General features: G+C 70.4%; 20 protein-coding genes and 1 riboswitch. Of the genes, 11 read left to right on the forward strand and 9 right to left on the reverse strand.

Annotated elements, in window-relative coordinates:
- Nucleotides 1–15: 15 nt before the first annotated feature.
- Complete coding sequence (locus ACIP89_RS34405) at nt 16–204, reverse strand: antitoxin (RefSeq protein WP_401928947.1); 189 nt, start codon at nt 202–204, stop codon at nt 16–18.
- Between the two features lie 192 nt (nt 205–396).
- Here ACIP89_RS34405 and ACIP89_RS34410 point away from each other — a divergent pair, with 192 nt between their 5' ends.
- Nucleotides 397–2,040, forward strand: a complete 1,644-nt coding sequence (locus ACIP89_RS34410; RefSeq protein ID WP_401928945.1) for a GMC oxidoreductase — start codon at nt 397–399, stop codon at nt 2,038–2,040.
- 107 nt (nt 2,041–2,147) lie between these two features.
- Here ACIP89_RS34410 and ACIP89_RS34415 read toward each other — a convergent pair whose 3' ends face one another.
- The 3 genes from ACIP89_RS34415 to ACIP89_RS34425 form a co-directional block, all read right to left on the reverse strand.
- Nucleotides 2,148–2,627 (reverse strand): carboxymuconolactone decarboxylase family protein, encoded by a 480-nt coding sequence (locus tag ACIP89_RS34415; protein ID WP_401928943.1) that lies wholly within the window; start codon nt 2,625–2,627, stop codon nt 2,148–2,150.
- On the reverse strand, nt 2,624–3,703 hold the full coding sequence (locus tag ACIP89_RS34420; protein ID WP_402118293.1) for a dihydrodipicolinate reductase: 1,080 nt from the start codon (nt 3,701–3,703) through the stop codon (nt 2,624–2,626). Before ACIP89_RS34420 ends, ACIP89_RS34415 begins: the two co-directional genes overlap by 4 nt.
- A gap of 468 nt (nt 3,704–4,171) precedes the next feature.
- A complete protein-coding gene (locus ACIP89_RS34425) occupies nt 4,172–5,077 on the reverse strand; it encodes a transglycosylase SLT domain-containing protein (protein WP_402118294.1) in 906 nt (301 codons plus the stop codon).
- A gap of 5 nt (nt 5,078–5,082) precedes the next feature.
- Nucleotides 5,083–5,269: riboswitch (cyclic di-AMP (ydaO/yuaA leader) on the reverse strand.
- Nucleotides 5,270–5,727: 458 nt separating this feature from the next.
- Here ACIP89_RS34425 and ACIP89_RS34430 point away from each other — a divergent pair.
- The gene (locus ACIP89_RS34430; RefSeq protein ID WP_402118317.1) at nt 5,728–6,543 is read left to right on the forward strand and encodes an alpha/beta fold hydrolase; all 816 of its coding nucleotides are present in this window, start codon (nt 5,728–5,730) and stop codon (nt 6,541–6,543) included.
- 65 nt (nt 6,544–6,608) lie between these two features.
- Here ACIP89_RS34430 and ACIP89_RS34435 read toward each other — a convergent pair whose 3' ends face one another.
- Entirely contained in the window at nt 6,609–7,166 is a 558-nt protein-coding gene (locus tag ACIP89_RS34435) for an FABP family protein (RefSeq protein WP_401932700.1), read from the reverse strand.
- A 111-nt stretch (nt 7,167–7,277) separates the two neighbouring features.
- Nucleotides 7,278–8,048, reverse strand: coding sequence for a helix-turn-helix domain-containing protein (locus tag ACIP89_RS34440; protein ID WP_402118296.1), 771 nt, complete (start codon nt 8,046–8,048; stop codon nt 7,278–7,280).
- An 85-nt stretch (nt 8,049–8,133) separates the two neighbouring features.
- Between ACIP89_RS34440 and ACIP89_RS34445 the strand changes: the two genes are divergently transcribed.
- Entirely contained in the window at nt 8,134–9,162 is a 1,029-nt protein-coding gene (locus tag ACIP89_RS34445; RefSeq protein ID WP_401932706.1) for an LLM class flavin-dependent oxidoreductase, read from the forward strand.
- Nucleotides 9,163–9,208: 46 nt separating this feature from the next.
- Here ACIP89_RS34445 and ACIP89_RS34450 read toward each other — a convergent pair whose 3' ends face one another.
- Nucleotides 9,209–10,381, reverse strand: coding sequence for an epoxide hydrolase family protein (locus ACIP89_RS34450; protein ID WP_402118298.1), 1,173 nt, complete (start codon nt 10,379–10,381; stop codon nt 9,209–9,211).
- 103 nt (nt 10,382–10,484) lie between these two features.
- Between ACIP89_RS34450 and ACIP89_RS34455 the strand changes: the two genes are divergently transcribed.
- From ACIP89_RS34455 to ACIP89_RS34470, 4 genes are all read left to right on the forward strand, one after another.
- The gene (locus ACIP89_RS34455) at nt 10,485–11,060 is read left to right on the forward strand and encodes a CGNR zinc finger domain-containing protein (protein WP_402118299.1); all 576 of its coding nucleotides are present in this window, start codon (nt 10,485–10,487) and stop codon (nt 11,058–11,060) included.
- A 226-nt stretch (nt 11,061–11,286) separates the two neighbouring features.
- Nucleotides 11,287–13,497 (forward strand): HelD family protein, encoded by a 2,211-nt coding sequence (locus tag ACIP89_RS34460; RefSeq protein ID WP_402118319.1) that lies wholly within the window; start codon nt 11,287–11,289, stop codon nt 13,495–13,497.
- An 89-nt stretch (nt 13,498–13,586) separates the two neighbouring features.
- Nucleotides 13,587–13,820: a hypothetical protein gene (locus ACIP89_RS34465; RefSeq protein WP_402118300.1), complete on the forward strand. Its 234-nt coding sequence runs from the start codon at nt 13,587–13,589 to the stop codon at nt 13,818–13,820.
- Nucleotides 13,817–13,960 carry a hypothetical protein gene (locus ACIP89_RS34470; protein ID WP_402118302.1) on the forward strand — a complete coding sequence of 48 codons (144 nt, stop codon included), beginning with the start codon at nt 13,817–13,819 and terminating at the stop codon, nt 13,958–13,960. Before ACIP89_RS34465 ends, ACIP89_RS34470 begins: the two co-directional genes overlap by 4 nt.
- Before the next feature lie 24 nt (nt 13,961–13,984).
- On the opposite strand, the gene ACIP89_RS34475 is transcribed toward ACIP89_RS34470, so the two are convergent.
- Both ACIP89_RS34475 and ACIP89_RS34480 read right to left on the reverse strand, forming a co-directional pair.
- A complete protein-coding gene (locus ACIP89_RS34475) occupies nt 13,985–14,917 on the reverse strand; it encodes a M56 family metallopeptidase (RefSeq protein ID WP_401928927.1) in 933 nt (310 codons plus the stop codon).
- A gap of 3 nt (nt 14,918–14,920) precedes the next feature.
- Nucleotides 14,921–15,343 carry a BlaI/MecI/CopY family transcriptional regulator gene (locus tag ACIP89_RS34480; protein WP_401932717.1) on the reverse strand — a complete coding sequence of 141 codons (423 nt, stop codon included), beginning with the start codon at nt 15,341–15,343 and terminating at the stop codon, nt 14,921–14,923.
- 265 nt (nt 15,344–15,608) lie between these two features.
- Between ACIP89_RS34480 and ACIP89_RS34485 the strand changes: the two genes are divergently transcribed.
- The 4 genes from ACIP89_RS34485 (at nt 15,609) to ACIP89_RS34500 (ending at nt 20,911) form a co-directional block, all read left to right on the forward strand.
- The gene (locus tag ACIP89_RS34485) at nt 15,609–16,184 is read left to right on the forward strand and encodes a TerD family protein (RefSeq protein ID WP_402118304.1); all 576 of its coding nucleotides are present in this window, start codon (nt 15,609–15,611) and stop codon (nt 16,182–16,184) included.
- A 49-nt stretch (nt 16,185–16,233) separates the two neighbouring features.
- Nucleotides 16,234–16,815 carry a TerD family protein gene (locus ACIP89_RS34490; RefSeq protein WP_401928921.1) on the forward strand — a complete coding sequence of 194 codons (582 nt, stop codon included), beginning with the start codon at nt 16,234–16,236 and terminating at the stop codon, nt 16,813–16,815.
- Nucleotides 16,816–16,892: 77 nt separating this feature from the next.
- Nucleotides 16,893–17,348 (forward strand): tellurite resistance TerB family protein, encoded by a 456-nt coding sequence (locus tag ACIP89_RS34495; protein WP_401928919.1) that lies wholly within the window; start codon nt 16,893–16,895, stop codon nt 17,346–17,348.
- A gap of 281 nt (nt 17,349–17,629) precedes the next feature.
- Nucleotides 17,630–20,911 (forward strand): GH92 family glycosyl hydrolase, encoded by a 3,282-nt coding sequence (locus ACIP89_RS34500; protein WP_402118320.1) that lies wholly within the window; start codon nt 17,630–17,632, stop codon nt 20,909–20,911.
- The last annotated feature ends 33 nt before the right edge of the window (nt 20,912–20,944 follow it).

A 20,944-nucleotide genomic window follows, 5' to 3' on the forward strand; every position in this document is an offset into this window, starting at 1 on the left:
GACCTCCGGGGCGCTCTACCGGCCGTCGGCGGGCGGCCGCTTGTCACCGATCTGGTCATTGAGCTTCTGCTGGGCGGAGTCGACCTGGCCGCTGTACTTGCCACCCGTCTTCTTGTCGACGAAGTCGCCACCCTTCTCGACTCCCTGGCGGGCCTGGTCCGGGTGCCCCTTCATCAGGTCCTTGATCTTGTCGAGCATGCTCATGACTGTCCTCCTCATGGAACGCTGACACTCCCAGCATCCACGCGGGGCCCGGGTGCCGCACCCCGGGGCGGCGGGCCGGGGGCGGCCGACGGACTGCCGAACCTCAGAGAAATTACTCGCAGGTATGTAGTGACTTCTTGCGCGAGCGACAGTAGAACTCGTTCCCATTCGATCGAGAGTGAGGAACGTCACATGACGGACTCAAGCTTACCCGACAAGGGATCGAGCGGTGTCTCGCGTCGCAGATTCATCGCTAGAACAAGTTTCATAGTGGGGGCTGCGGCCCTCTCCGGACACGCCACCGTCGCCCAGGCGGCGAGCCGCGCCCGAGCCACGGTGATCGGCAGCGGGGAGCACGTTCCGGTCCTGGTGATCGGCACCGGGTACGGCGGCTCCGTGGCCGCCCTGCGGCTCGCCCGCGCGGGCATCAAAGTGCACATGGTCGAGATGGGCATGTCCTGGGACACCCCCGGCTCCGACGGCAAGATCTTCGCCAACACGACGAGCCCCGACGGCCGCTCGTACTGGCTGCGCACCAAGACCAAGCAGCCACTCAGCAACTTCCTCGGCTTCCCCATCGACAGGTCGATCCCCCGCTACACCGGAATCCTGGACGCAGAGGACTTCAGCGGAATCACCGTCTACCAGGGGCGCGGCGTCGGCGGCGGCTCGCTGGTCAACGGGGGCATGGCCGTCACTCCGAAGCGGGAGAACTTCGGCGCCGTCCTCCCCACGGTCAACGCCGACGAGATGTACTCCACCTACTACCCGCGCGCCAACTCCGGCCTGGGCGTCGGCACCGTGGACCCGGCCTGGTTCGACAGCGTCGACTGCTACAAGTACGCCCGGGTCGGCCGCAAGCAGGCCCAGCGCTCAGGCTTCCCGTTCGTCTTCGTACCCGACGTGTACGACTGGGACTACATGGAGCAGGAGGCGGCCGGCACCGTACCCAAGTCGGCACTGGCGGGTGAGATCCTCTACGGCAACAACTACGGCAAGAAGTCGCTGCAGAAGACCTACCTCGCCCAGGTCATGGCGACCGGGAACGTCACCATCTCACCCCTGCACAAGGTGACTTCGGTCTCCCCGGCGTCGGCCGGCGGCTACACCGTCGTCATCGACCAACTGCGCACCGACGGAAGCACCGAGGCCACCAAGACGGTGACCGCGGACAAGGTGTTCTTCGCGGCCGGCAGCGTCGGCACGAGCAAGCTGCTGACCGAGCTGAAGGCGACCGGCAAACTGCCCGCCCTCAACGACGAGATCGGCAAGGGCTGGGGCGACAACGGCAACGTGATGTGCGGCCGCGCCAACCACCTGTGGGACCCGACCGGCGCGGTCCAGTCGAGCATCCCCTGCGGAGGCATCGACAACTGGGCCGGCGGCGGCGCGTTCGCCGAGGTCGCGCCGTTGCCGACCGGGATCGAGACGTTCGCCTCGTTCTACCTGTCGATCACGAAGAACCCGAACCGGGCCCAGTTCTCCTGGAACCCCGCGACGGGCAAGGTCGACCTGAACTGGCAGACCGCGTGGAAGCAGCCGTCCATCGACATGGCCAAGACGATCTTCGACAAGATCAACGCGAAGGAGGGGACGATCTACCGGACGGACCTCTTCGGTGTCTACAAGATCTGGGGCGACCACCTCACCTATCACCCCCTCGGGGGTGCGGTGCTGGACCGGGCCACCGACAACTACGGCCGCCTGCACGGGTATTCGGGACTGTACGTGATCGACGGCGCGCTGATCCCCGGCAACACCAGCGTCAATCCGTTCGTCACCATCACGGCGCTCGCCGAACGGAACATCGAGAAGATCATCGCCACCGATCTGTGAGACCGGCCGACGCGGCAGTCGGGCCAGGAGGAGATGACGGGACGGGTCTCCTCCTGGGTACGCCCCGGGCTCGGGGCACAGCGGACGAGCCCGGGGCGCCGTGCGGCTCAGTGGCCGGGCAGCACGCACACGGCGTCGAGACCCAGTACGTGGTTGAGCCGGCCGAACGCCAGCCAGGAGCCGATGCTCATGCTCAGCTCGACGATCTCGCGCTGGCTGTAGTGCGCGGTCATCCGGGTCCAGAACTCCTCGTCCAGACCGTGGTGGTCCAGGGCGTACCGCTCCGCGTACTCGGCGGCCAGCCGGGTCCGGTCGTCGAAGACCCCCGTGGTGCGCCATTCGTTCACCGCGTCGGCGAACTCCTCCTCGACCTTCTCTCCGTCCCGTTCGGTGCGCCAGTCCAGGCAGAACAGGCACCCGTTGATCTGGGCGATCCGCAGCCGGGCGGCCTCGAACTCCCGCAGGCCCAGTGAGGTGTGCTCGTACACCGAGAGCGAGAAGTTCGCGGCGGCCATCCCGATTCCGGGGACCATGTCGCCCCATACGTATCCGATCGGCTCCTGGCCCTCGGGGATGTCGATGATCATGGCTGCTTCCTTCCGAGTCTGCCGGCTGCGGGGCGCAGGGGGACGTCGAGTGCGTCGTAGAGTCCGGGTTCCGCCTCCACCAGCCAGTCGATGGCGTTCACCAGCCGGCCGACCGCGGTGGCGTTGCCGCCCGCCGAGCGGTTCTCGTCCTCGTCGGTGGCCTCGACGGTGACCTCGATGCGCGGACGGCCCTCGATGATCACGCGGTGGGCACCGGCGCCGTCGGGCGGCGACGGCCAGTCCGGGGCGCAGGACGGGTGGATGCGGGTGATGTGCTCGATGACGATGCGGGGCTCGCCCTCGACGATGCCCTGCACCTCGAACCGCACCGCGCCCTGGGTGCCCGCCGCGAACTCGCCCATGGTCCGGGTGGTGACCGTCGTCTCCAGCGGCCGCCTGGCCATGGTCTCGCGGATGTCGTCGAGCTCCACGCCCAGGGCCCTGGCCATCAGCCGCAGCTGGCCGCCCCACACCATCGTCGGGACGGAGGCCGCCAGCATCAGCGGCTCGTACTCCATGGGGTGTCCCATGCCGATCAGGTCGCGGACCGCGTCGGGCTGGTCGTAGGTGGAGTAGTCGAAGATCTCCTGGCAGCGGATCGCGTCGACCGTGCTGCCGAGTCCGCTGATCAGCAGGGGCAGCACGTCGTTGCCCCAGCCGGGGTCGACGCCGGAGACGAACAGGGAGCCGCCGCCGTCCGCGACAGCGGCCAGGACCGGGTCGCGCAGCTCCGGCGGGGCGCCCCGCTGGTCGTAGAGGGCGTACAGGGCGGGGGTGACGACCACCACCCCGGTGCGGACCGCCCTGGTGATGTCGGCGAGCGCCTCGTCGGGGCGGATGTCCCCGGAGGCCGCGTACACCACCGCGCCGGGAGCGGTGGCCAGCACCGCGTCGATGTCGTCGGTCGCCGCGACGCCCAGATCGCGGCCGGTCCCGGCGAGGTCGCCCGCGTCGCGGCCCACCTTGCCCGGATCGTGAACAAGCACGTGCGCCAGTTGCAGGGCCGGATGGGCCTCGACGGCGCGGATGGCCGCGCGGCCGACATTGCCGGTTCCCCAGACCACCGTGGAAATCATGCGGCGGAGGGTAGCGCGCGGGATGAAAGGTTCATAGTGCCATCGCGCACCCTGTTGTGAGGCGGCCGGAGCGGACCCGGAGGAAGCTGCCGGGCCGCCGGGCGATCCGTCGGCGTACGTCCACGAGGCGGGTGGCGGTGACCCCGTCCGTACGTCCACGAGCCGGTGGCAGTGACCCCGTCCGTACGTCCACGAGCCGGGTGGCAGTGACCCCCGTCCGTACGTCCGCGAGCCGGTGGCAGTGACCCCGTCCGTACGTCCACGAGGCGGTGGCGGTGACACCCCGGGGACGACGCGATTCGACCGCCTGTTGTCAGCCGCACGGCACGTACGGCACGCGAAAGGCGCGATTCGACCGCCTGTTGTCAGCCGCACGGCACGTACGGCACGCGAAAGGGGTGGGAGGGAGCCTCATGGCTCCCTCCCACCCCTGCGCCCGGCCCCTCCAGAAGGCGGGGCCGGGGTATGTCAGTAGGCGCCGAAGACGTTGTCGATGGAGCCGTAGGTGGCCGCGGCGTAGTTGCACGCGGCGGTGATGTTGGCGACGGGGTCGAGGATGTCCGTCGACGTACCGGCCACGTGGTAGGCCTCGAAGGTGGGCTGGATCACCTGGAGGAGGCCCTTGGAGGGAGTGCCGGCGGCGGCGTTCGAGTCCCAGTTGTTCACGATCTGCGGGTTGCCGGAGGACTCGCGGATCACGTTGCGGTAGATGCCGTCGTAGCTGCCGGGGATGCCGTTCTGGGCCATCACGGCGAGCGACTCCTTGATCCAGCCGTCGAGGTCGTTGGTGTACACCGTGGCGGCCTGCGCGGGAGCGGTGGCCGCGGTCTCGGTGGCGGTGGTCTTCTCCGCGACGGGCGTGACCGTCCGCTGGGAGCGGTCGGCCCGGTCGGTCCCCTCGGACCGGTCGGACGACTGCGCGGCGTCGGTCGCGGGGTCAGCCTCGGCCGCGGGCTTCGCCTTCGATTCGGCGGTGGGAGCCGCCTTCGGGGCTACGGCAACGGACTTGGCGCCGATGGTCAGCTTGAGGCCCGGGTGAATCAGGTCGGGGTTTCCGCCGACCGCACTCCGGTTGTCCTGGTAGAGCCGCTCCCAGCCACCGCTGAGGGAATGCCCTCGGGCGATCTTGGAAAGCGAATCACCGGAGACCACGGAATAGACGGTGGACTCCGCCTGGCGGGCCGCAATTCCCTTGGCAGCAAAGGGGGTCGAGGACACCGACTTTTCCGCGACGGCCGGGTGTGCCGGTGCGGCAGAAGCCGATCCGGCCCCGATCAGGGGGAGCGCGAGAACGACTCCGCCCGTGCTCACGGCGATGAAACCGCGGGTCAGGGAGGTGGACTTGAAACGACGGTACTTACCCGTGATGGGCATGGCGCATTTCCTCTCCGCCGCCTGCGAGGTGAGCTGTCGGGTTCGGACTGGAGATGTCCGGCCGCGCGTGATGGCGACTTAACCCCTAGCCGCTCCGGATTCCGGAACGGCGGCAAACCTGGGTCCCCCGCTCCTGCCGTACGTGAGTGGGTCGGGTTCCCGGACGGCGGCAGGATTCGGCGTTCCATCCGGATTGACGGTGACCGTAAGCGAAAAACGCCGGACGAAACAAGCCCGGAATTCTTGATCCAAATTGATTCGCAAGATCAATTAAAAGAAATGCCCGGCCCCAGACCCTGCGGGGGAAGTCAACTTTCTTGGCGCGAAAGGGAACCGAGGCCGGCTGCGCCGCGTCACGGGCCGGGAAGGTGATGCTGACCACTGAGCCCGAAAAGGGGTGATTTGCTCAAAATCCATGAGCCTTGGACCACGGAAAAAGGTCGTCAGTGAATCATTGGTGGGATACGCGACTAACTACCCAATAGGGACATTCCCTCAAGCTCGGCAGCCGACGGCCGGGTGACCACGACACCCGAGGCTCGACACCACCTAGGCGCATCTCTATTGATACATCTAAATAGATGCACTACCTTGCGTGGTACCCGGCCGGTGCTCATGGCGCCGCCCACCCCTGCGACCGGGAGAGCCCGATGTTCCTCGACACCGATGGCGCCACGCTCCACTACGAAGTCCGCGGCTCAGGCCCCCTGCTGCTCGTCTCCCAGAGCGGTGAGGGCGACGCCGACCGCAGCACCGACCTGGTCGACCTGCTCGTGGACCGCTGCACCGTGGTCACCTACGACCGGCGGGGCCTCTCCCGCAGCACGCTCGACGACCCCGGGCAGCGCATCACCATGGCCCAGCACGCCGACGACGTGCACCGGCTGCTGGCCGAACTGACCGATGAACCCGCCCTGATGCTCGGGTGCAGCATGGGCGCCGCCATCGGGCTGCACCTGGCGCTCGCCCACCCCGAGCAGCTCGGGCTGCTCGTGGCGCACGACCCGGTCACGCCGTCCCTGCTGCCCGCCGGACAGCGCGAGCGGCACGCCGCCGAGCTGGCGCGCCTTCAGGACGTCCACCGTGACGGCGGTCTGGCAGCGGCCTTCCCCGAGATCGCCCGGGTCCTCGGCATCGACCCGACGCGCCAGGAGACCGAACCGGGGCTCACCCCGATGCCGCTCACCCCGCGCCGTGTGGCCAACTTCGGCTTCTTCATCGAGCGCGACTTCACCGCGGTCATCGAAGCCGAGCTCGACCGGGAAGCGCTGCGGGCGACGCCCGTACGCATCGTGCCCGCGAGCGGCAGCACCACGGCGCCATCCGTTTTCGTCGGCCAGTGCGCGCGGAGCCTCGCCGAACTGACCGGCCGGGAGGTCGTCCCCTTTCCCGGCGGACACAACGGCAACACCACGCATCCGCGGGCGTTCGCGGCCCGGCTGCGGGCGGTGCTGTCCGGAGTCTGAAGCGCGGGCGCCGTCGGACGGGACGGCAGCCGGCGCCCCGTCACGGTGCGCGGATCAGCGCGGTATCAGTGCGGCCTGCTGCCGCCCTCGCGCCGGAGCCGCGCCGAAAGGTGGTGCTGGAGCGGCTGGCCGACCGCCGCGAGGTCGTGGACGAAGTCGAGCGTGCCGTCATCCGTCAGGGTGTAGCGGCGGCGGGTGGCGCTGACCTCCTTGGCGGTGGGCGCGAGAGCGACCTGATGGGTGGCGAGGTCGGCCGCGCCGTCGGCCGCACGGCCCGTCAGGATCTCCGCGACACCGGTGGGCTGAGTGATCAGCGCCTCCACCCGCCCGTCCGCCTGCATCCGCCACCAGCCGCTCTCCCGTGCGGACGGCCGCAGCGGGGCGCCGTCCGCGTCGAGCAGCCAGGCGCGCGCCTCGTAATGGAGGAAGGGGCGCCCGTCGTGACTGAAGGTCACCTGCTGCGCGTACCGGAACTCCTCGGCGAGCGTCGGGTACTCACCACTGCCCCGCCCGGCCCAGGTGCCCAGGAACCCGCTCAGCGGTGCGAGCAGAGCGTGCGGGGCAGGCGCTGCGTCCGGCCGGAACGCGTCGGGGTACGGGTGCCGCTGGGCGGGGTCGAACATCGTGCGCGCTCCTGGATCGGGGACGGTGCCGGTGACGGTTGGCAGCCTAAGGGCTCTCCCGTCGATCCGGTGCCGGGCCGGGACGTCGCGCCGTCCCCGGGGCGGACCGGATCAGCTGCTGGGCTTGGCCATCGCACCTCCGTTGCCCCCGGCGGCTGCTGAGAGGGCCTCGGCTGTCGCCGGATCGGCCGGCAGGAACGCCTCCAGCTTCAGTTCGGCAAGCGTCACGTCGACAGCGGTGGCGAAGGTGGTCACCGTCGTCATCAGGCGAAGCTCACCGTACGAGGACCGCAGGCGGAGCGGCACGGCGAATCCGAGTTGCCCAGCGGACGGCGCCGGTTCGGGAACGTACCCGGTGAGCTCGGCCCGCAACTCCTCCAGATGGCCGAGACGCACCAGGATGTGGCGCGCCCACTCCGCGAGGTTGAGGATGCGGGGAGCCAGTCCGTCGGGATGCAGCGCCAGGCGGTAGACATTCGTGCCCGGACCCACCAGCTCGGCAGCCGCGCCTTCGGTGATCAGGTCGAATGCGGTGTTCGCGGCGATCAGGTCACCGGCCCGGTCCACGACCAGCGCCGGATACGGCAGATGCCCGCGGAGGATGTGGCCGATCGCCGTGCGCACGGGGGCCAGCACCGGATCGTCCAGTGAGCTCTCCGGGTAGGCGGGCGCGTACCCGGCGGCCAGCAGCAGCTCGTTCCGCTCCCGGAGCGGCAGTTCCAGCGACTCGGCCAGGCGCACGACGATGTTGCGGCCCGGGATGGACCTGCCGGATTCGATGAAGCTGAGGTGGCGCTGGGTGGTGCCCGCTCGCAGCGCCAGATCGAGCTGGCTGATACGACGGCGGGTACGACGTTCACGAAGCGCACGGGGGAAGTCCACGGTCCTTTTGTAACGGCACCGAAGGGTCCGGGCCATTCCCTGCGGGGAATTGTCGCCACTCGCATTGGCCGTGAGCATTGCCGGCATGGACATCGGTGTACTGCTTCCGACCGGAACCGCCCAGTGGGGCCCTGCCGGCGACCCTCGCGAACTGATCGCCTTCGGCCGCGATGCCGAACGCTTGGGGTTCTCCTCGCTCTTCGCCAACGACTCCCTGCTCAGCCCGCGCGTCGAGACGCTGACGATGCTTGCCGCGCTCGCCCCGGTGACCGGGACCGTGACGCTGGGCACCGCCGCACTGATGCCGTTCCTCCGCCGGCCGGTCCAGGCCGCTCAGGCACTCGCGTCGGTCGACCTGCTGTCCGGTGGCCGGCTCACCGTGACCGTGGGCGCGGGCTTCCCCGGCCGACTGGGGCGGCCCCTCTACGCCCTGTCCGAGCTGCCGTGGGAAAGGCGCTTCGCCCGCCTGGACGAGACGGTCGCACTGTGGCGGGCCCTGTGGGACGGCGCCGACTCCTTCCACGGAGAGATCCTCCGGTTCGACGACATCCCGCCCACGACCCGGCCGGCCCGGCCCGGCGGCCCGCCCATCTGGCTCGGCGGCGCGACCCCCGCGGCGCTGGCCCGCACCGGCCGGATGTACGACGGATGGCTTCCCTACCCGCCCCACCCCGCTGACTACGCGTCAGGCCTCCGCGAAGTCCGCGAAGCTGCGGCCGGCGCGGGACGCGAGACCGAGGACATCGCCCCCGCGCTCTTCGTCTCGGTAAGGATCGACGACGACATCGAGAGCGGCCGTCGGGCACTGGAGGACTACGCGCGCGCCATCTACGGCATGCCACTGGAGGAGCTGGAAAAGATCCAGGCAGTCGTCACCGGCTCCGCCGACCAGGTGCTCGATCGCCTGGGACAGTACATCGACGCCGGTGCTCGGCACATCGTCGCCCGCCTCTGCGCCCTGGACCCGCACTCCCAGCGCGACCAGCTCGAACGGTTCGCGGACCTGATCCCCGCCATCCGGGCGGCAGCGGATCACGCCTCCGCCTCGGAAGGCCCCTTCGCTCGCGGGTCACTCCGCCGGACGGAAGTCCGGCAGGCAGAGACCCTGCCGTAGGCGCGTTCGCCGGGGCGGCGCTCGGGCCCGGTCAAGCCGGCCGCGTTCACCGATGTGCCGCCAGCACGGCCGCGAGGCCCTCTCGCAGATCCCTGACGAAATACCCGGGAACCTCCAGCGACGGGAAATGTCCCCCGCTTTCCGGCTCCGCCCACCGGACGATCTGCCGGTACCTCTGCTCCGCCCAGGGGCGCGGGCACTTCTCGACGTCGCGGGGATACATGGTGAGTGCTGACGGGACGTCGACCCGAAGTCCGGGGTCCAGCGAGTTGTGGCTTTCGTAGTAGATACGGGCAGCCGAGGCACCGGTCCGCGTCAGCCAGTAAAGGGTGACGTCGTCAAGAACGCGGTCGATGGAAATCTTCTCGAACGGGCTGTCTTCGGTATCCGACCACTCCGCGAACTTGTCGAGAATCCAGGCGAGAAGCCCGACCGGTGAATCGACGAGTGAATAGCCGATGGTCTGCGGCCGGGTCGCCTGCTGCTTCGCGTACGCCGCGCGGTGGCGCCAGAAATCGGCGGTCTCCTCGGCCCATTTCCGCTCGGTCGCCGTCAGTCCGTCCGTGGTCAACCCGGGCGGCGCCTCGGCGAATGTGGTGTGGATGCCGAGAACGTGCGCCGGGAACCTGCCGCCGAGGACCGTGGTGATATTGCCTCCCCAGTCGCCGCCGTGGGCCGCGAACCTGCGGTAGCCGAGCCTTCCCATCAGTTCCACCCATGCGGCCGCGATCTTCTCGGTGCCCCAGCCGGTGGTGGCCGGCCTGTCGCTGTAGCCGAAGCCCGGCAGCGACGGGACCACGACGTGGAAGGCCGGCGCGGCCGGGTCCTCCGGATCCGCCAGCTCCTCCACTACATCGATGAACCGGACGATGCTGTCCGGCCAGCCGTGCGTCAGGAGCAGCGGAGTGGCATCCGCACGCGCGGACCGGCGGTGCAGGAAGTGGATTCCCAGATCGTCGATGGTCGTGCGGAACTGGCCGATCCGGTCGAGACGCTCCTCGAACGACCGCCAGTTGTAGCCGGTGCGCCAGTAGTTCACGACCTCGACGAGGTCGGCGAGCGGAACGCCCTGTTCCCATCGGTGCGGGCCGGGCGGGGCCCCGAGGACCGTCTCGGCCTCCGGCAGCCGCGCCGCGGCCAGTCTCGCGCGAAGATCGTCGAGGTCGGCGTCTGTTGCGTGGGCTTCAAACGCTCGCACGTCGCTGTTCGGACGGGGCATGGGACCTCCAGGCCATCGCGGAACCGGTCGCGCACCATCGCGAACCGTCTAAGGCGGTTCTACTATGCCTGGGTACCGGCCTGCAACCGGCTAAGGTGGTTCCATGCAAGCTGGCTTCCCCGACTTCCGCCTCGGCAGCGTGCTGGCGACCAGCTTCACGGGGACCCTGTCGGAGCGTCACGGCAACCCTGTGGAGCGCATTCCCGCGCCGCACCGGCTCGTCGACTGGCTGGCGGTGAACGGCCTCGCCGTGGACTCCTGCACCACCACCCAGCTCGACCTCGCCCGGGAGCTGAGGGAGTCGATCCACGCCGCCGCGACAGCGGCCGCCACCGGGGACGCCCTTCCCGCGTCCGCCGTCCACGTCATCAATGACCGCAGCGCCCGGGGCCGGGCCGCGGCCGTCCTGACACCGGAGGGCGGGCGGCGGTGGCGGCTCGGCCCGGGTTCCCGCGTGGAAGACGCCCTCGGCGTGATCGCCGCCGACGCGATCAGCATCATCGCGGGCGAACGGGACGGAAGGCTGGCCCTGTGCGCATCGTCCACCTGCCGGGCCGCCTTCTTCGACACCAGCCGGAGCCGCACCCGCAAATGGTGCGACATGAACACGTGCGGGAATCGCCAGAAGAAAGCACGCTTCAACGCCAACCAGCGCAGGAGCGCCGGTTCGGCGGAGTGATCGCCGCCTCGGCCGCGTGGGCACCTCGGCCCGACCCGGTGGGCATCGGGGTTCATGCCGTCGATGAGCACAGTCGAAAAATCCCCGGTCCGCAATTGCGGACCGGGGATTTTCCCAGGTATATTGAGTGTTTCTGTGTGCCCACAGAAAAGGCCCCTCACCGGGGACCACTAAGCAAGACCATATCCGGCAGGGAGCCATTTTGTCAACTCGGGAAAGCTCCGAATTGCAGGGGGAGCAGGAGTTCATCGACCGGCTCTACGACCGTGTCGACGCACTGCGCGGAGTCGCCGCCCAGCACGTCCGGGACGCAATGACCCCGGTCGGTACCGGGCTGCAGGCGCGTCACGAGCGCGACGTGCTCGTCGCCGAACGCTCGGGTCTGCTGGCCGCCCTGAACTCCGTGGACGGGTCGCTGTGTTTCGGCCGCATCGACCTCGCCGGCGGCGCGGCCCACCACATCGGGCGCATCGGCATCCGCGAGGACGACACCGCGCACACGCCTCTGCTGATCGACTGGCGCGCGCCGGTGGCCCGCCCCTTCTATCTCGCCACCGGTCACACCACCATGGGGCTGCGCCGGCGCAGGCACATCACCACCCAGGGCCGCACCGTCACCGAGCTGCACGACGAGATCCTCGACGTCGGGGACCGGGAGCGCACCGGCTTCGAGGACCCGAGCGGCGACGCCGTGCTGCTCGCGGCCGTGAACTCCGCCCGCACCGGCCGCATGGGCGACATCGTGCGGACCATCCAGGCCGAGCAGGACCGCATCATCCGTGCCCCGCACCGCGGCGTCCTCGTCGTCGAGGGCGGCCCCGGCACCGGCAAGACAGCGGTGGCGCTGCACCGAGCGGCCTATCTGCTGTACGAGCACCGCGAGCTGCTCGCCAAGCGCGCCGTCCTGATCGTGGGCCCGAACCCGGCCTTCCTGCGCTACATCGGCGAGGTGCTGCCCGCGCTCGGCGAGACCGGCGTCCTGCTCGCCACCCAGGCCGAGCTCTTCCCCGGGGTCCACGCCGACGGCACCGACACCGGCCGCGCCGCGGCCGTCAAGGGCAGTGCGGCGATGGCGGAGGCACTCGCCCTCGCCGTCCGGGACCGGCAGCAGCTGCCGGAGCCCGGCGCCCCGATGGTCATCCGGCACGACGACGGCGACCTCGTCCTGGACTGGGAGATCGCCTACGAGGCCCGGCAGGCGGCCCGCGACACCCGGCTGCCCCACAACCTGGCCCGCCCGCACTTCGCCTTCCGGATCATCGACGCCCTCACCTCGCAGCTCACCGAGCTCATCGGCGCCGACCCGCACGGCGGGCCCAACTTCCTGGGCCCCGACGACGTCGCCCAGCTCGGCAGGAACGTCGCCCTCAGCAAGGAGGTGCACGCCGCGGTCGACGAACTGTGGCCGCCCCTCACCCCGGAAGGGTTCCTCACCGGCTATCTGGCCGAGCCCTCATACGTACCGGACGAGGACGCCGAGGCCATCCGGCGTGCGCCGGGCGAAGGTACCTGGACCCCCGCCGACGTCCCGCTGCTGGACGAGGTGGCGGAACTCCTGGGGGTCGACGACAGCGCCGAGCGGGCCGCCGCCGAGGCCGAGCGCCAGGAACGGATCGCTTACGCGCAGGGCGTCCTGGAGCTGTCGCGGGGCTCGGAGTCGTACGAGTTCGAGGACGAGGAGTCCGAGACGCTCGCCGCGCACGACATCATCGACGCCGAACGGATGGCGGAGCGGCAGGAGGAGACCGATCACCGCAGCGCGGCGGAGCGCGCCGCCGCCGACCGGACCTGGGCGTTCGGGCACATCATCGTCGACGAGGCGCAGGAGCTGTCGCCGATGGCGTGGCGGCTGCTGATGCGCCGTTCGCCGACCCGCGCGATGACCCTGGTCGGCGACCCCGCGCAGACCTCGGAGGAGGCGGGCGTCGGCTCGTGGGAGAAGATCCTGGAGCCGTACGTGGGTGACCGCTTCGAGCACACCGCGCTCAAGGTCAACTACCGTACGCCCGCCGAGATCATGGAGCTGGCCGCCCGGGTGGTGCGGGCGGAGGACCCCTCCTTCGAGCCGCCGGGCTCTGTGCGGTCCACCGGCGAGGTGCCGTGGATCCGGGACGCCGGGGACGACCTGGCGGGCGCGGTGGCGCGGGCGGTCTCGGAGCTGACGCCCGAGGAGGGACGCCTCGCGGTGATCGCACCGGCGGCGCTCCACGCGGAGATCGCGGCCCCGCTCGACGGGGTCACGGCCGGCGCGGAGCCCGATCTGACCCGTCCGGTGGTCCTGCTCGACCCCAGGCAGGCCAAGGGGCTGGAATTCGACCATGTACTGGTCGTGGAGCCGGCCCGGTACGGGACCAGCGATCTGTACGTGGCGCTGACCCGTGCCACACAGCGACTGGGCGTCATCCACCGGGAGAAGCTGCCCGAGTCGCTGCGCTGACGGCGTCCGGGTGGTGCGCCGGGCCCGGGGCCCGGCGCGCTCGGCCGGCGGCGCACGCCGTCCGGCCGCGGTATCCGCTCGACACCCGGGTGCCGTTCCTCGACTTCCTTCAGGTCGAGCCGGCCCGGGTGCCGCGGTACGCCGCCTTCTTCGTCCTCGGGATACCCGCCCGCCGCGGCGACCGGCTCGGTCGGCTCCCCGCACGGACCGGCTGGACCTGGCTGTGGATCGGGCTCGCCGGTGCCGTCCTGCTGTTCGCGGTGGGTGCCGACGCCTCGTTGTTCTTCGGGGCGGGCGGCGCGAACGGGGCCTCGCTGCTGTGATCGCGTTCGACAGCCTGCTCCGCGTCGCCCTGTGCACCGGGCTGCTGGTCCTCTTCCGGGAGAGGGCGCGGTGGAACACCCGGTTCAGCCGGTCACTGGCGGCCGGCTCCTTGGCGGTGCAGATGCGCCGGATTTTGTGAACCACCGGTCCGCCCGGCCGGGTCCTACAGCGGCGTCGCCGCTTCGAGCGCGACGAACAGCGCGAAAGCCGCGTTCAACGAGGACAGCGTGGACAGGGCCGTACCCACCGCGGCGACGGACGCGGCGATCCCGGTCGGGGTGTGAACCGGTGGCCAGCCCTGCTCCGGCGGTACCGGCCCCAGCAGCGCGGCGACCCGCCGGGGGACGGGGCCGGCCGAGGCGAAGGCCGCGACGGTCTCGGTGGCGGCCCGGTGCGAGATGATCGCCGCCTTGCCGACCGTACGGGCGGTGAGCCGCCGGTCCCCGGTGCTGACCGCGGCCTCCTCGTCGGCCCAGCGCTCCGTGCTGTACGTGATGGCCGCGCGCAGCGGCCGCAGCAGCGGGTTCGCGCAGCCGGCCAGTTGAACGGCGAGCAGGAGCCGGTGGTGCCGGCCGGCGAGGTGGGCCCGTTCATGGGCGAGGAGCGCCCGCCGCTCGGCCTCCGTCAGGCAGTCGAGCATCGCGGAGGAGACCATGATCCGGCCGGGCGAGCCCGGCAGCGCGTAGGCGTACGGCACACCGTCGGGCAGTACGGCGACCTCGCCCGTCGTCGGCAGCCCAGCGAGCGTGCGGTGCGCCCGGGACCGGAAACGGTAATGGCGCCATACGACGGACGCGCAGCCGGCGGCCACCGCCACGAGCGCGGCGATCGCCGTCTTGCCGACGAACCTGTCGTGCGGAACGGCCTTCCTGACCTCGTCGTCGGACCAGCCGTCGGGGAGCGGGTTGCCGGGCAGCTGGGCCGTGCCGACCACCGCCAGGAGACCGAGGCAGACAGTGCTGCACGACGCCAGGATCACGGCGATGGTCGCGAGCAGACGGGCGGCGCTTCGCGGGTGCAGGTGCTGCTCGGCCAGGCGCGCGATGGGCAGCGCGGTGAGGGGCAGGACCAGGGGCAGACAGACGAAGACACCCATGGGTCAACTCTCCGACTCGTCCGCGGCCGGGCCGGAGCCGCTCTCGCCGAGCAGCGACCGCAGCAGTTCCTCGTCGTCCGGCGACAGCGCGGAGACGAAGCTGGACAGCACCGCGTCCCGGTCGTCCCGCTGGTCCAGGAGCCGGCGCATGCGGAACGCGGTGAGACCGGCCCCGTTCGCGGTCGACTGCCACAGCACGGGTCGCCCCGCACCCGTACGGGTGACCGCCTGCTTGTCGAGCAGCCGGGTCAGGATGGTGATGACCGTGCTGTACGACAGTCCGCCGTCGAGGCGCTCCTGCACCCACGCCGCGGTGACGGGTTCACTCGCTCCGCCCAGCACGGTCAGCACCTGGGTCTCCAGCTCGCCCTGGCCACGCCTGCGGGCCCTCGGCTCCTGCGGCCGGCCGTCCTTCTCTGCGCCCACGACGCGGCCCCTTTCGCACGACTGCCCGGCCTCTCGTTCACTGCCGGACGCCGGGGCATACTACCCAGCCGCGCAGCCGTCCCGTGTGCCCGGCGGAGCCCCGCACCGCGCTTCGCACACGCTTTGCGCCGCGCCCCGCGTACGAACTCTACAGTGCTGTAGATTTCAGGTGCCGCACTCGGCGACCGCGCGATCACGCGGGGTCGCGACGGTGCGCGGTTCGCAGACCGCTGAACGCTGAACTACGTGTAGAGGGAGAAAAGCCATGGGTGTGAGCCTCGCCAAGGGCGGGAACGTCTCGCTGACCAAGGAGGCCCCCGGACTGACCGCGGTCCTCGTCGGTCTCGGCTGGGACGTCCGTACGACCACCGGCACGGATTACGACCTGGACGCCAGCGCCCTGCTGTGCGACGAGTCCGGGAAGGTCCCTTCGAACGAGCAGTTCGTCTTCTACAACAACCTGAAGAGCCCCGACGGTTCGGTCGAGCACACCGGTGACAACCTCACCGGCGAGGGCGAGGGCGACGACGAGATCGTCAAGGTCGACCTCGCGGGCGTACCGGCCGACGTCGCGAAGATCGTGTTCCCCGTCTCGATCCATGACGCGGAGGGACGCGGCCAGAGCTTCGGCCAGGTCCGCAACGCCTACATCCGCGTGGTCAACCAGGCGGATGGGGCCGAGATCGCCCGCTACGACCTGAGCGAGGACGCCTCCACGGAGACCGCCATGGTCTTCGGTGAGCTGTACCGCAACGGCGACGAGTGGAAGTTCCGCGCCGTCGGACAGGGCTATGCCGCTGGGCTCAGCGGGATCGTCGCCGACTTCGGCGTCAGCCTCTGACCCGCTCCGGGTCACCGTCGAACCGCCGCCCCCTGCCGAGAGTGGAGCCATGACCGTCAACCTGACCAAGGGCCAGCAGATCAGCCTCACCAAGACGGGCGGCGGTGAACTCACCGTCGTACGCATGGGTCTGGGCTGGAAGTCCGCGCCGCGCAGAGGGTTCCTCGCCCGGCTGGCCGCCCGTGAGATCGACCTCGACGCCTCCGCCGTCCTCTTCGCGGGCACGACCCCGCAGGACGTCGTCTTCTTCCAGCACCTGACCAGCGACGACGGCTCGGTCCGGCACAACGGCGACAACCGGGTCGGCGGCGCGGGCGAGGGCGGTGACGACGAGTCGATCGTCGTCGACCTGCAGCGCGTCCCGGCCCACGTCGACCAGATCGTCTTCACCGTGAACTCGTTCACCGGCCAGACCTTCGAGGAGGTCGACAACGCCTTCTGCCGGCTGGTCGACGAGACCACCGGGCAGGAACTGGCGCGCTACACCCTGACCGGCGGCGGTCGCCACACCGCCCAGATCATGGCCAAGGTCCAGCGGTCCGGAAGCGGATGGCAGATGACCGCCATCGGCACCGCCGCGCAGGGGCGCACCTTCCAGGACCTGATGCCGGCCGTCGCCGCGCACCTGTAGCAGCCTCCCGCCGGAAGGCGCACCTTCGCGCACACCTGCCGGCACTCACCACTTCGACCGACCCTGGAGTATTTCGAATGGCACTGTGGGACCGCGTCAAGGAATCGGCGTCGACGATGCAGACGCAGCTCAACGCCAAGAAGAACGACCTGAAGAGCGGGGCCTTCCGCGACGCGAGCATGGCCATGTGCGCCCTCGTGGCCGCGGCCGACGGCTCCGTCGACCCCGCGGAGCGGCAGCGGGTGGCCGCCCTGATCGCGGGGAACGAAGTACTGCGGAACTTCCCCGCGGAGGATCTGCAGCGCCGGTTCAACGACTACTGCCAGCAGCTGATCTCGGACTTCGACTTCGGGAAGGTCAGCCTCCTCCAGACTGTCGGCAAGGTCGGCAAGAAGCCCACCGAGGCCCGCGCGGTCATCCAGATCGGCATCGTCATCGGCGGCGCCGACGGCAACTTCGACGCCACCGAGCGCGCCGTGGTCCGCGATGCCTGCTTCGCGGCCGGTATCGCGCCGGCCGAGTTCGACCTGTAGTCCACCGGACACCGGGCCCAGGGGCGTGCCGCTCTTTCGCGAGCGGCACGCCCTCCGTCATTCCGCCACGCCTTTCCTTGACACCCCGGAGCGGCAGGAGGAGCATCCTCACGTCGTTGACAACGTTGTCGGGTGCGACGCCGTCGCGGAGTGGTCACGGCGTACCCGCTCCCGCCGCGTTGACCGTTCGTCATACACGAAGGGCAGGAACGGTGTCAGACACGCACAACCACCGGACCCACGCCGGGCTCAGAGTCATCAGTTCCGTCGCCGTCACCGCCATGGCCGCGCTGGGGCTGGCCGCCACGGCCTCCCCCGCCTCGGCGGCCTCCCCCCACAGCACCGTCAAGAACCCCGTCTCGTACGTCGATCCGCTGATCGGCACGTCGAACGCCGGCAACACCTATCCGGGCGCGGTGCAGCCGTTCGGCATGCTGGCCTGGAGCCCGCAGAACTCGAAGGGCAAGCAGGTCTCGACCCCCGCTCCCGGCGGCTACCAGTACGACGCGACGAAGATCCGCGGCTTCAGCCTCACCCACCTCAACGGCGTCGGATGCTCGGGTGCCAACGGCGACATCCCGATCATGCCGTACGTGGGTGACGTCGACTCCTCGCCCAGCGCGGACACCACCGACGCCAAGTACGCCAGCGCCTTCTCGCACGCCGACGAGACCGCCACTCCCGGCTACTACGAGGTCGGCCTGGCGAGCGGCGCGTCCGCGGCGCTCACGACCACCGCCCGGACCGGCTCCGGGAAGTTCGGCTTCCCGGCGGACAAGCCCGCGAGCGTGCTCTTCCGCACGTCGAACTCGGAGAGCGGCAGCACCGGCGCCACCGTGAAGATCGACAAGGCGGCCCGGACCGTGACGGGCTCCGTCACCGCGGGCAACTTCTGCGGCCCGCAGAGCGCGAACAACCGCAAGGACCTCTACACGCTCTACTTCACCGCCCACTTCGACAAGGCGTTCGCGAAGACCGGCACCTGGAACGACGGCACGGTCCAGCCCGGCTCCACCGAGGCATCCGGCGGTACGGGGTACAGCTCGTCCGGCAACGCCGTGGAGGGCAAGGGCTCCGGCGCGTACGTCACCTTCGCCGACGGCACGACACAGGCCGGGGCCAAGGTCGCCGTCTCCTACGTCAGCCCGCGGAACGCCGAGGCCAACCTCCGTGCGGAGAACGGCCCCCACGAGAGCTTCGACTCCGTCCGGCACCGGGCGGCCGACGCCTGGAACAGGACGCTGAAGTCGGTCGAGGTGGGCGGCGGCACCGACGCCCAGCGCTCCACCTTCTACACCGCGCTCTACCACTCCATGCTGGAGCCCACCCTCACCAGCGACGTGGACGGCCGCTACCTCGGCGCCGACCGCAAGCCGCACCGGCTCGCCAAGGGCCAGCGGGCCCAGTACGGCACCTTCTCCGGCTGGGACCAGTACCGCGCACAGGTACAGCTCATGACGCTGCTCAACCCGAAGGCGGGCAGCGACTACGCGCAGTCCCTCTACAACTACGCGGGCCAGCGCGGCGGCGAGTGGGACCGCTGGCTGCTGGAGAACGGCAAGACGAGTGTGATGTCGGGCGATCCCTCGGACGCGGCTCTCGCCGGGATCTACGCCTTCGGCGGCCATGACTTCGACGTCAAGGGCGCGCTGAAATCGCTGGTCAAGGCCGCGACGGTGCCCACGGCGAACGACTCGGACAGCTCCGGCTGCAACGTCGAGTGCGTGGGGCAGCGGCCGGCGCTCGACAAGTACCTGGAGCTCGGGTACGTACCGGCGGACAACTGCCACTGCTGGGGCGGCGCGGCCGAGACGCTGGAGGACGCGGCGGCCGACTACGGACTCTCCGAGCTGTCCCGCCGGACCGGCCGGACCGCCGACGCGAAGAGGTTCCTGGACCGCTCGGGGAACTGGACGAACGTCTTCGACGCCAACGCCACCCCGCAGGGCGGCTACATCCGCGACCGGAAAGCCGACGGCACCTGGGCCGGCACCTTCACGCCCGGCACCGGCAGCGGTTTCGTCGAGGGTTCCAGTGCGCGCTACACCTGGATGGTGTACTCGGACGTGGCGGGCCTCGCCGGCGCGATGGGCGGTGACGACCAGGCGGTGAAGCGGCTGGACGCCTTCTTCCGCACGCCGGACGGCAAGTTCGACTTCTCCGCGAAGGACGACACGCGCTACGACGCGACCAACGAACCGGACATCAACGCCCCCTACCTGTACGACTACCTGGGCGCCCCGTACAAGACGCAGGAGACGGTCCGCGCGGAGGTCGACCAGCTCTGGACCGACACCCCGGGCGGGATCCCCGGCAACGACGACGCGGGGACGATGTCGTCCTGGTACGTCTTCTCGGCGCTCGGCATGTACCCGCAGAACCCCAGCCGGGCCGATCTGACCCTGACCGCGCCGCTGTTCCCGCACGCCGTGGTGCACACCGGGCACGGAAAGACGATCACGGTCGACGCCCCAGCCGCCTCCGCGGGCAACTCCTACATCCACGGTCTGAAGGTCGACGGCCGCACCTCCACGAAGCCGTGGGTGCCCGCCTCGCTCGTCACGCACGGCGGCAGGCTCGACTACACCCTCGGCTCCACGCCGGACACCTCCTGGGGCGCGGCCAAGTCCGACGTCCCGCCGTCCTTCCCCGGCGGCGGCCTGAAGTACTTCACCGGCGCCACTCCGGAGCAGCTGAAGATCGAGCCGGGCTCCGGCAGCGCGGAGACCACCGTCAAGGTGCGGAGCATCGCGACGAAGGCCACCACGGTCCACTGGGCGGCGAAGGCTCCGGCCGGTGTCACGGTGACTCCGGCGGAGGGCGACTTCACCGTCCCGGCACGCGGTTCGGCGAGCGCGGCGCTCAAGGTCTCGGCCGCCGCGGAGACGGCCGAGGGGCACTACACGGTCCCGGTGACGCTGAAGTCGTCCACGGGTGAGGAGCTGCCGAAGACCTCGGCCTCCGTGACCGTGGCCGAGAAGAACAGCATGCTGTGGAACCGCAACAGCACGGCCGTCTCCGCCGACGACGACAACCCGCAGGCCAACTTCGACGGTGAGGGCTGGAGCTACTCGGCCAAGGCGCTCGCCGCGGGGGGCGCGGAACCGGGCGGAACGGTCTCGTCCGGCGGCTTCGACTTCGGCTGGCCGAAGGTGGCCGCCGGCGAGCCGGACAACATCGAGGTGGCCGGTACCGAACCGCAGGTGCTGAACGTCCCCTCGGCCTCCGGTGACACGAAGCTCAGCCTGCTGGGCAGCGCGGCCGAGGGCTCGGCCTCCGGGCAGGCGACGCTGACCTACTCCGACGGCACCACGCAGCGGGCGGAGATCGGCTTCAGCGACTGGACGCTGGGCGGCGGCGCGCAGAAGCCGTCGTTCGGCAACACCGTCGCGGTGCACACCGAGTACCGCGACGTCCAGGGCGGCGGTACGGACCCGGTGGGCACCGAGGTCTTCGCCACCGCCCCGATCGCGCTCCAGTCGGGCAAGCAGCTCGCGAGCGTGACCCTGCCGTCCGCCACGGAGGGCGGAGTGATCCACGTCTTCGCGGTGGCCACGGCCTGACGCATCCGACGGAACGGGCCGCTGCGGCAAGGG

The sequence above is a fragment of the Streptomyces sp. NPDC088730 genome, from assembly GCF_044751215.1.
GTDB lineage: Bacteria > Actinomycetota > Actinomycetes > Streptomycetales > Streptomycetaceae > Streptomyces.